This is a genomic window from [Scytonema hofmanni] UTEX 2349 (genome assembly GCF_000582685.1).
GTDB classification, from domain to species: Bacteria; Cyanobacteriota; Cyanobacteriia; order Cyanobacteriales; family Nostocaceae; genus Hassallia; species Hassallia hofmanni.
Window position 1 is genome coordinate 3,497,849 of sequence record NZ_KK073768.1, and the last position, 10,891, is coordinate 3,508,739.

Here is a 10,891-nt window from a genome sequence, read left to right on the forward strand (position 1 = left end):
ACTAATTACCCGGACATGATATCATAGGAAATTCCCAATGCCCAATGCCCTATGCCCACTAACAACTAACAACTATCAACCAACAAATTTTTATCTTCCCCATTGAAAAATTGCTGCCCCCCAAGTGAGTCCGGCACCGAAGCCAGAGGTAGCAATGATGTCACCTGGTTTTATTTTGCCTTGTTGCACTGCTTCGTCTAGTGCAAGGGGGATAGAGGCGGCGGAGGTATTGCCATATTCCGCGAGATTACTGATAACTTTATGTGCTGGAATATTCAGACGTTGCGCTACAGCATCGAGAATGCGCTGATTTGCTTGATGTAATATCAGCCAGTCTATTTGGTCAACGCTGAGATTAGCGTGAAATAGAGCTTTGTCAATTACTTCTGGTACTCGTTGGACGGCGAAGCGGTAGACTTCTTTGCCGTTCATGGTGATGGGTTGGAAGTTGCCTTTATTGACATTTACACCGGGGATAAGTTCTTCGGGAGAGGCTTTGTAGGCAAGATTGAGATAGTGGTTTTGAGTGCCGTCACTTTTAAGTTGAAATCCTAACAAGCGATCGCTATCGTTTGCTTGCAATATTACCGCCCCAGCCCCATCACCAAACAATATACACGTACCTCTATCTTGCCAATCTACCCAACGGGAGAGGATATCTGCTCCAATTAAGAGGACATTTTGATAAACGCCTGTTCTGATGTATTGGGCAGCGGTGACAAGTCCAAACACGAAGCCGGAACAGGCAGCTGTCAAGTCAAAGGCAACTGCTTTGGTGGCTCCCAATTCAGCTTGAATTTGACAAGCAGTGCCAAATAGATCATCAGGGGTAGAGGTGGCGAGTAGAATCAAATCTATGTCTGCTGCGGTAATTCCGGCAGCAGCGATCGCTTTCGCGCTGGCTATAGTAGCGATCGTCTTTAAGGATTCATCTGCACCCGCTAATCGTCGATGACGAATCCCCGTTCTTGTGGCGATCCACTCGTCTGACGTGTCAACCAGTTGAGTCAGCCCCTGGTTATCTAAAGAAGTTGTCGGTACTGCCGAACCACTTCCTGTAATTGCTACACCTAACTTTTGCACTCCTAGTTTCTCCACCTATCAGCTTTTATTGTTTGTCATCTGTCATTAGTAATAACTATTGACTTTTTAATTGCTCTCCTGCTGAAGGCTTTGATATTGAGACTGAATTCGTTGCAGCACAGAGTTATCAACCGCTTCTTTGGCAATGCGAATTGCATTAAAAATCGAAGGAGCTTGGGAACTGCCGTGACCGATTATACAAATTCCGGCTACGCCTAAAAGCAAACCGCCGCCATGTTCCGCGTGGTCTACTCGCTGTTTAATCCGCTTCAGGTTTGGTTTTAAAATTGCCGAGCCGATTTGACCGCGCAATCCTTGGGGTAACTCTTCGCGCAAAATTTGCAAGACGATATCCCCGACAGCTTCGGCGAATTTTAACAAGACATTGCCGACAAAGCCATCACAGACAATCACATCAAAGCGACCGGAGAGGACATCACGTCCTTCAGCGTTGCCAATAAAAGAAATTTGGGAATTTTCCCGCAGCATTTCGTTAGCACGGACAGCTGCATCATTTCCCTTAGAATCTTCTTCGCCGATATTTAACAAACCTACTTTGGGATTGGGTGTACCCAACACATACTCACTATAAATCGACCCCATAACGGCAAACTGCTCTAAAAATTTCGGACGACAATCTACATTTGCGCCGACATCAAGGATTAATACTGGTTTACTGGCTATTAAGGTAGGAAATACAGCGCCAATTGCCGGACGGTCAATTCCCGGTAGTCGTCCCAAACGCAGCAAAGCAGCTGCCATTGCGGCACCAGAGTGACCGGCACTAACTACAGCATCTGCTTGCTGATTTTTAACTAAATTCATCGCCACATTGATGGAAGCTTTGGGTTTGCGTCTAATGGCGCTTAAAGGCTCCTCATCCATAGCGATCGCTTCAGTTGCGCTGACTATCTCTATCTGCCCTAAATTTGTTTTTGACGGCAGGGCAGCCTCAATTTGCTGGGTATCACCAACTAACAATACTTCTACACCTAGTTCTTCTCGTGCCCGCAGTGCGCCGGCGACGATTTCCCCAGGTGCGTGATCCCCTCCCATTGCATCAATTGCGATCCGCACGCAAGTCGATCCCATTGCTAAAGCTTATAGAAACCTTACAAATTTTACCAGATGTTAGGGAATGAGGATGGGCGATTGTCTCGTTCCCAGCCGGAAATTGGGAATGCTTCATGTGATCTACTGCCTGGACTGTTAGTAATGGAGGTAGGCGTAAAAATTAATTATGCGTTGCTCGAAACCCTTGATTAGACCTAGCAATGCTACGTCTCTACATCTTTTTTACCAGATGTCCAATGGAGGTAGATAGAGCCGTAAAGTCTTGGGTTAGTTCTGAATAATTTGCGAATCTACAGCGCGTTACTGCCGAATAACGCTTGAATTATTGCGCTTAATAGCCCTTGTCATTACCAACATATTTCCAAACCCTCGTTCTTGCCGCTATCCCGCCTTAGAATAAATTCTAAGGCTAATAGCACAAGTCCATTAAAATGGACTGAAATCTTTATTTAGTCCTATGAAGAGGACTTTCGCGTTTTAGACAACGGTTTACAACCATTGGCGGGATAAGGGTTTTACGAGATAAATAAATGTAGTTCAGAAGGCAGAAGTACGAAGGCAGAAGGCACTTATAGAACCCACGTTTAAAAACGTGGGATTGAAGCAATGACGCTTTGTCGGAACGCGCTACGCGTCTCGATACAATTCTTTTTTTAAACTGGGCTTTAGACCCAGAACTAAAGTTTTTATTAATACTCCTTTCATAAGTGCCTTCTGCCTCCTGCCCTCTGCCTTTCTTGTAATACCATTTCTGTATGAAGATGCGTCTAATTAGCCCACGCAGGTGGGCTTTGTACGTATAGCCCCACCCTTCTAGGGTGAGGGGAATAAAGCGCAACCTCACATAGAATTGGTATAACGACAAGGGCTTACAGCCTGGGGCTACACAAACAGAGCTTACCTGCGCGGGCTAAAACTCTAATGGTATTAACTCAACACCCAGTTAACGAGGGTGCGAACGCCAAAACCGGTTGCCCCAGAACCGTTGTAACCGTTTTCTTTATCTGCCCAAACGGGTCCTGCTATATCTAAGTGTGCCCAAGGGGTATCTTTGACAAACTGTTTGAGGAAAAGTGCGGCGGTAATCGAACCACCTGCACGGGGACCGGTGTTTTTCATGTCGGCAATGCCAGACTTCAGCCCTTCAAAGTATTTTTCTTCCATTGGCAGACGCCATATTTTTTCTCCAGCGGTCTCAGATGCGGTTTCTAACTGTTTAGCTACACCATCATCGGGAGTAAATAACCCGGCGATATCGTCTCCTAAGGCAATTAAGCAAGCACCTGTAAGGGTAGCTAAATCAACGATCGCTTCTACTCCTAATTTATCGGCAAACACCAACGCATCAGCTAAGGTTAAACGCCCTTCAGCATCGGTGTTGTTAACTTCGATTGTTTTGCCATTTGAAGCTGTCAACACGTCGCCTGGGTGCATGGCACGACCGCTAATCATGTTTTCAGTTACCGCTGAGATAAAATGCACTTCTACGTCGGGCTTTAATTGACCAATTGCTTTTGCTGCACCTAATGTAGCCGCTGCACCACCCATGTCAATTTTCATGGTTTCGATACCGCTACCAGCACCTTTGATGTTGAGTCCGCCAGAGTCGAAGGTCAAACCTTTACCGATAATTGCTAGTTTACGTCTGGGTGTGCCTTGGGGTTTATAGGTGAGGTGAATAAATTTCGGGGGCAAGTCAGAAGCTTGTGCTACTCCTAAAAAAGCACCCATCCCCAACTTCTCACAGTCTTCTTGTTCGAGGATTTCTATTTGCAAATCGTAATCGGTGGCGATCGCTTGAGCGGTTTCTGCCATCGTAATTGGTGTGACAGCATTCGCTGGTGCTGCTACCAACTGCCGCGCCAAAATTACTCCAGAAGTGATTTGATTAGCGCGGGTAATTGCGGCTTCTTGTCCGCCCAAACCTAGTAAATGTACTGTTTCTACTTGTGGTCCTTTATCTTCGTTTTCCGACTTGAAGCGAGTATCTTGATAAAGTGCTAGTTCTATACCTTCGGCGATCGCTTGCGCTGTTGCCTCTGGATTATTATTCCATACTGGCAAGTCAATTGCAAGAGTTTTACATTTTTGCTTTTTAGCTAATCGTGCCATAGATGCAGCAGCGCGGCGCAAGCTATCTAATTTTAAAGCATCAGGTTTTCCCAAACCTACTACTATCAGCTTTCGTACCGAGCGATCGCCACCCAAGCGCGTGGAAATGCTGCTACCTGCTTTACCCTTAAATTCTTCTTCGGCAATCAGTTCTTTTAAGATTCCGCCGATTTTTTCATCTAAAGTCGCCAATTCTCCACTTAATTCTACTGCATCTTCAAATAATCCAATCGCCAAACCATCTCCCTTCCACTCTAAGAGGGGCGTATTAATTGGTAGAATTTCCATCTGTGATATTCTCTGTAAAAGTTCTTGTACCAGTATTGCGTATAATCCACTTTTCGTGCTTCTTTCGGGGGAGGGGGGAGTGGGGGAGTGGGGGACAAGGAGACAAGGAGACAAGGAGACAAGGGGGACAAAAACCACCAACAACTAACAACCAACAAATAACAACCAACAACTAACCTTTAACAGAAATATTAAATTTAGAGCCGATCGCTTGAATCACTCTTGCTTCTTCTAATGTAGTTTTGTTGTTTAGCTGGGCTATTCTATAACATTGAGCCAGTAGTGGTACTGCAAAATCGCGGTTGAGTTGATTGAGTAGTGTATCTAAAGGTTGGGGTGATTTGATATTTTGGGCGATCGCTTCTAATGAGTTTGGACTGAAGTTTAATGTTTGCAACTTCGGCAAAATTTCTTCCCAAGTCTGATCTGGATGACTGGCAAGGATCATGTGAACTAAAATTTGATCCATAATCGCTTCTTGAGCGATCGCTTTTTCTAAATAATTTTCGCTTTGTTTCTTTAACTCTGCAAGTGTTGCTTCCGAAGTCAACGAAGTCGATTCATCCAGCTTTGCTTCATAAAATCGACAAGCTGCATATCCCAATGAATATATCATTGTCGCATTAGAACTAGCACCAATCACCGCACCAGCGAAAGGTACATTTCGTAGCAAACCTAATCCCGCAGCTTTGAGAAGACGACTACCACCAAAAGCTAAACCAAAAATCGCTAAAACTTCACCTTTGCGCGCAGGATCTTTTAAATCCAGCCCATAGACAGATGCTATTTGATAAAGCATTTCTGATTGTAATTGCGTTGTTGCTGCCAAATCAACTGCAAACAGCGCCAACGCTTCACCTGGTAAAATACTAGTTGCCAGCCCAATTCCCCCGGCTTTAGTTGCTTTATCCAGCATAATCCGATGGGCTATTTGGCTGGGTGATTCTTGGGGATGCTGTTGCTGTAGCTGTTTTACTTCTGCTTCGGCTTTTGCTAAATCAACTTTATCACTTACACCAATTAGCCAATTGAGATTTAACACACCAGCTAATTTTCTAATTAGCCAGTTTTCACTCATCTGAGTAACTACCTCTCCAACGGTGTGAGTTGCTTGTTCAATTAGTTTATGTGTTTGTTTTACAGCTACTTCTACAGATGCCGATCCTACCCCAACTGCGGTTTCAACTGCACCACCGACAGAGTTAGCAAATGATTCTAATACTGTAGGTGTATCTTCTTGTGCTGAAGTTTGCGCTTTGATTACTATTTCTGAAGATGAATTAACTGATTTATTCACCTCAATTTTTGTTTGGGATTTGTCTTTCATTATTGAGCAACGTCCTACAAGTCTTTCTATTTAACTTGTAGCCGGAAACCGAGGGACTTGACATCTCTCTGTAAGCGTAAGTCGTTAATTGAAAATTAACTATTTTCTAATCTGAATAACTGCATTAATCCATTAAAAATTGGAGCATATTGCTCTGGAGTCAGTGTTCCCAAATACGCCATAATTCGACTTATATCTAATGCTCGCGTTTGATCTAGCAAGACAATGGAAGACTGAGACAAACCACCTGTACCAGTTTCCAAACGCGGGTATAAGCTGGGATTGTTAAATGTCCAAGAACCACTCTGAGTTGTTAAAGGTGCAATCATTAACATTGGATAGCGGATTTCTCTCAACGGTATACCAACTATTACAGCGGGTCTAGTTCCTTGCTGTTCGTGTCCTCTGGGAGTATGAGCAGGCAAAGCCACTATAATTACATCCCCACAGGTAAGTAAATCAGGTTGAAGCATCCTTACCACCGACAACAGTTAGCCCCACTCCTGGAATGTACTCTACTGGCTTACCTTGTGGCTGTCCTTCAAGTCCCCAATCGTAAGGATCTTCTGCTAACAAGTCTGCTTTAAATTGATTAATTTCCTTATCTAAAACTTGCCAAAGTTGATGTTTTTCTTTAAAGGGAAGGTTGACAATGGCTTCTAAGAGCGACTCAAAAGCAATTTGCAGTTTAACAGTTACTTGGGTCATGATGTGCATTGGATTGGTTTAATTTCATTTTAACTCGGAAAATGCTTCAGCATTATTTTCTAAAAAGTTGTTATCCTTCATAATTTCATAAAGATAAATATCTTTTTCTAACAAACAAGCATGTCCGCTATCAGGTAAGACTACCATTTTTGCATTAGGTAAAATATTAACTAAACGTTCGGCTTCAGTTACAGAAGGTAAAAGGCGATCGTCACCACCAGCAATTATCAAAACTGGTTGAGTTAGGGTGCGTAATTGCTTGTCATCAACGTTAAAATCTCTTAATAATGATATTCGCCAGAGGACGGTTTGTGGTGGTACATAACGCATTGACTTGAGAAGTTCTTGGCGATCGCCTCTCGCAACCCTCCCCAAAGATGCTAAAAATGGCAATAGCCCCAATGCTCCAACATCATAAAGATATCCCGGTATCATGTTAGTTAGTTGCGATGTCCAATTCAACCAGGGACGAAGATTTAAAGCCGAAGCTGAGTTAATGAGAATAATTCGCTTGAATAACTGCGGTGAAGCGATCGCTACTTTCATCGCCAAACAACCCCCAAAAGACTCACCACACAAGTAAACTGTTCTAGGAGAACTTTTTAATTCTTGGTCGATTAAGTCCAATACGTTCCCAGTCAGATCATCCCAACCAGTTAAATCTTCTCTTGGTATCGCCAAACAACGCACATCAAAGCCGGCTTCTAAACCGGCGGTTTGCGATCGCAATAATTGACCCGTTCCATCCATACCTGGTAAGTATACCAACAACGGATACTCTGGCTTTAGTGTTTTAGGTGTTAAAAAACACGGTTTGATCTCAACTTTTGTACTAGTCATTAGTAAATTGGGCAATTTGAGGAGGGGTAAAGGGGAAAGGGGAAAGGGGAAAGGTATAGAAATAAAGCGCCTTCCTCAGCGGTGGACTGTACCGTCCCGTTGAGGTTTGTAAGAAGAGTTATTTAAATCACTCATGATATTTTTATTTTCCTTTCCCCTTTCCCCTTTCCCCTTCTTAGTGAAGCAATAATTTAGCAATTTTGACATGAGAGTGTTCTGTCAATTCGGCTACAACTTTTTTTGCCTTGTTTGCCCTGGTATTTTTGCTTGTGTTGCGACATAATCCAATAAGGACGACCAATTAACACGGGCTTGGGGACGATAAATCACACTCATGATGCAAACCCGGTTGATTGAATAAAGGTTCTGAAGGGCTATTTACACTCATAGTTTAGTCAAATATATTTTTGAGAAAATACTGCATTTTTTCTGAGAGAAGTTTTACATTACTTTACTATAACAACGACCGTCTTCAGATAGAAATGTCTGATTTAGGGAATTAGTTAAACTTTTATTAGAGCTAATGGGTGTTATTTTTAGTCACAATAAATAGTGAAAAAAAGCTTATTGACTCAAGGTGCTGAGTATAAGTAATAAAATAGCCCATGAAGAAAGGGATAAAGCTTATAGTAAATAAATCTTTAGTTTTCAGCCTTCATTTTTTCTGTTTTAGACTTGTTTAGTTATAATTGTTCAAGCAAAAAAATGCTGCATTCATCGTTATGGAGCTAACAATCGCCTAGCAAAAAAATTTGCTAATATTAAATAGTTCTTTTAAAATTCGGTGAGATATTATATAATAATGTGTTTGTCAATACATAAGTCCGTGACAAAACTGTTTTAACAAGTTGTTTTTGATTCTGCAAGATAAAAGAGTGGATAAATCAGAAAAGACCTTTGCGCTAACAACACCGCTATATTATGTAAACGATTTACCCCACATGGGCAGCGCTTATCCAACGATCGCAGCTGATGTGGTAGCGCGGTTCCAAAGACTATTAGGACACCCCGTACTGCTGATTACAGGTACAGATGAGCATGGACTGAAAATTCAGCGCTCCGCAGAAAGCAAAGGGCGATCGCCACAAGAGTACTGTGATGGAATTGTACCAAGCTTTGTTTCTCTGTGGGAATTGCTAAACATTCAATACGATCGCTTTATTCGGACTACCGATCCGCGTCATGAAGCGATCGTCAAAGAATTCTTCCAGCGAGTTTGGGAAGCCGGTGATATCTACCAGGGACAGCAAAAAGGCTGGTATTGCGTTTCCTGTGAGGAATTTAAAGAAGAACGGGATTTGTTAGAAGGACACCGGTGTCCCATCCACACCAACAAAGAAGTCGAATGGCGAGACGAGCAAAACTACTTCTTTCGCTTATCCAAATATCAAAGCCAACTTCAAGAATTATACCAGTCCAGACCAGATTTTATTCAACCAGAAAGCCGTCGAAATGAAGTCCTCAACTTTGTAAATCAAGGTTTGCAGGACTTTTCCATATCACGGGTAAATGTGGACTGGGGTTTTGCAGTACCAGTTGACCCCAAACAAACCCTTTATGTCTGGTTTGACGCGCTGCTGGGTTACATAACTGCCTTGAACGAAGCAGATGCAGAACCGACTTTAGAAAATGCTTTATCCAAATGGATGCCAATCAACTTGCATTTAATCGGTAAGGATATCCTCCGCTTTCATGCAGTTTACTGGCCCGCAATGTTAATGTCAGCCAATTTGCCATTACCAGAAAGAGTATTTGGACACGGTTTCTTGACCAAAGATAATCAGAAAATGGGGAAAACCCTTGGTAATACTCTTGATCCCGTGGCGTTAGTTAAAACTTATGGTGCAGATGCAGTTCGTTATTACTTCCTTAAGGAAATCGAATTTGGCAAAGATGGCGATTTTAATGAAGTTAGATTCATCAATGTTTTAAATGCAGATTTGGCAAACGATCTAGGAAATTTGCTAAATCGCACCCTGAACATGGTGAAAAAATACTGCGCTGGAAATATGCCATCAATTACAAATGAAGATATCACGAATGAAGATCCGTTGAAAGCTATTGGTTTAAATTTAGGCAAACAGGTAAAAAACGCTTATGAAGCGTTAGCTTTTAATCAAGCCTGCGAATCTATCCTAACTCTGGTGCGAGCTGGCAATAAGTTTATCGATGATCAAGCACCTTGGACATTGTATAAACAAGGAGAAACGCAGACGCTAGAGCAAGTACTGTATGCAGTTCTAGAATCAGTGAGGCTAGCAGCTTACTTGTTGTCCCCAATTATTCCGGATATCAGTAGCGAGATTTATGAGCAACTGGGCTTCGGAATCAACTTTAATCAGCAAATAGAAAGTTCAACTGCGGCGCCTTTTGCGATCCATTCTACATGGGGAATACTCAGCAATAAACAAAAACTGGGTACACCAAAACCAATTTTTCAACGCATCGAACTGCCAAAAAACGGTTAGCTTTTTTAATTTCTTTTGTCAACAAAATTAGCAAGGCTTAATTGATAGCCTTGAAAGCTTATTATAAGCAGCTCTGATTTCTGAAGAAAAAAGATAAATAAGTATCAATTATTACAAGGATAAAGATTTAGGTATGACAACAATGTTGAATAACTTGGAAAACGACTCAATATTTACCCCAGAACAAGTTTTGGAAAATCGCGGTCGTGTGGCTATATTTATTGATGGTTCAAATCTATTTTACGCAGCGCTGCAACTGGGAATAGAAATAGATTACACGAAGCTTTTGTGCCGATTGACGGGTGGATCTCGATTGTTGCGGGCATTTTTCTATACAGGTGTAGACCGGACAAACGAGAAACAACAGGGATTTTTGTTGTGGATGCGTCGCAACGGGTATCGAGTAATTGCTAAAGATTTGGTGCAGTTACCAGATGGCTCAAAAAAAGCCAACCTAGATGTAGAAATTGCGGTAGATATGATGGCTTTGGTAGATTCATATGATACAGCGGTCTTAGTGAGTGGCGATGGAGATTTGGCTTACGCAGTCAATTCAGTTAGCTATCGTGGAGTGCGCGTAGAAGTGGTGAGTTTGCGCTCAATGACCAGTGATAGTTTAATTAACGTAAGCGATCGCTACATCGATCTAGAAGCGATCAAAGAAGACATTCAAAAAACCCCTCGTCAAAGCTATCCATATCGTCCTTTATCCGGTATCGGGTTTTTAGAAGATTCCGGAGACATTGACGGACATCTTGAAATTCAAGAGTGAAGCAACAACAGTATCGACAGGGAGACAAGGAGTTGGAGAGACTTGGAAGACAAGGGGACAAGGGGAGGGGGGGACAAGGAGGACAAGGAGGACAAGGGGACAAGGGGACAAGGGGACAAGGGGACAAGGGGACAAGGGGACAAGGGGACAAGGGGAATAAAAAACAATTTCTCCCCCTCTCCTTGTCTCCCCCTCTCCTTGTCTCCCCCTCTCCTTGTC

At 42.7% G+C, this 10,891-nt stretch carries 9 protein-coding genes and 1 pseudogene; 3 read left to right on the plus strand and 7 right to left on the minus strand.

Features of this window, described 5'->3' with window-relative positions:
• Positions 1-90: 90 nt before the first annotated feature.
• The 7 genes from TOL9009_RS0120775 to TOL9009_RS0120805 all read right to left on the minus strand — a co-directional run bounded on the left by TOL9009_RS0120775 (position 91) and on the right by TOL9009_RS0120805 (position 7,432).
• Positions 91-1,083 carry a beta-ketoacyl-ACP synthase 3 gene (locus tag TOL9009_RS0120775; protein ID WP_029634480.1) on the minus strand — a complete coding sequence of 331 codons (993 nt, stop codon included), beginning with the start codon at positions 1,081-1,083 and terminating at the stop codon, positions 91-93.
• A gap of 66 nt (positions 1,084-1,149) precedes the next feature.
• A complete protein-coding gene (gene plsX, locus TOL9009_RS0120780; RefSeq protein ID WP_029634481.1) occupies positions 1,150-2,175 on the minus strand; it encodes a phosphate acyltransferase PlsX in 1,026 nt (341 codons plus the stop codon).
• 909 nt (positions 2,176-3,084) lie between these two features.
• On the minus strand, positions 3,085-4,557 hold the full coding sequence (locus TOL9009_RS0120785) for a leucyl aminopeptidase (protein WP_029634482.1): 1,473 nt from the start codon (positions 4,555-4,557) through the stop codon (positions 3,085-3,087).
• Between the two features lie 172 nt (positions 4,558-4,729).
• Positions 4,730-5,884: an EcsC family protein gene (locus tag TOL9009_RS0120790; RefSeq protein ID WP_029634483.1), complete on the minus strand. Its 1,155-nt coding sequence runs from the start codon at positions 5,882-5,884 to the stop codon at positions 4,730-4,732.
• Between the two features lie 95 nt (positions 5,885-5,979).
• On the minus strand, positions 5,980-6,357 hold the full coding sequence (locus TOL9009_RS42630; RefSeq protein WP_029634484.1) for a type II toxin-antitoxin system PemK/MazF family toxin: 378 nt from the start codon (positions 6,355-6,357) through the stop codon (positions 5,980-5,982).
• Complete coding sequence (locus TOL9009_RS39925; RefSeq protein ID WP_038296487.1) at positions 6,344-6,592, minus strand: hypothetical protein; 249 nt, start codon at positions 6,590-6,592, stop codon at positions 6,344-6,346. Before TOL9009_RS39925 ends, TOL9009_RS42630 begins: the two co-directional genes overlap by 14 nt.
• A gap of 24 nt (positions 6,593-6,616) precedes the next feature.
• Positions 6,617-7,432: an alpha/beta fold hydrolase gene (locus TOL9009_RS0120805; RefSeq protein ID WP_029634485.1), complete on the minus strand. Its 816-nt coding sequence runs from the start codon at positions 7,430-7,432 to the stop codon at positions 6,617-6,619.
• An 875-nt stretch (positions 7,433-8,307) separates the two neighbouring features.
• Between TOL9009_RS0120805 and metG the strand changes: the two genes are divergently transcribed.
• The 3 genes and pseudogenes from metG to TOL9009_RS47550 form a co-directional block, all read left to right on the plus strand.
• Entirely contained in the window at positions 8,308-9,900 is a 1,593-nt protein-coding gene (gene metG, locus TOL9009_RS0120810) for a methionine--tRNA ligase (RefSeq protein ID WP_038297394.1), read from the plus strand.
• A 142-nt stretch (positions 9,901-10,042) separates the two neighbouring features.
• On the plus strand, positions 10,043-10,672 hold the full coding sequence (locus TOL9009_RS0120815; RefSeq protein ID WP_029634487.1) for a LabA-like NYN domain-containing protein: 630 nt from the start codon (positions 10,043-10,045) through the stop codon (positions 10,670-10,672).
• Positions 10,669-10,891: pseudogene (locus tag TOL9009_RS47550) on the plus strand (hypothetical protein); the annotation flags it as partial. The gene TOL9009_RS0120815 and the pseudogene TOL9009_RS47550, both read left to right, overlap by 4 nt.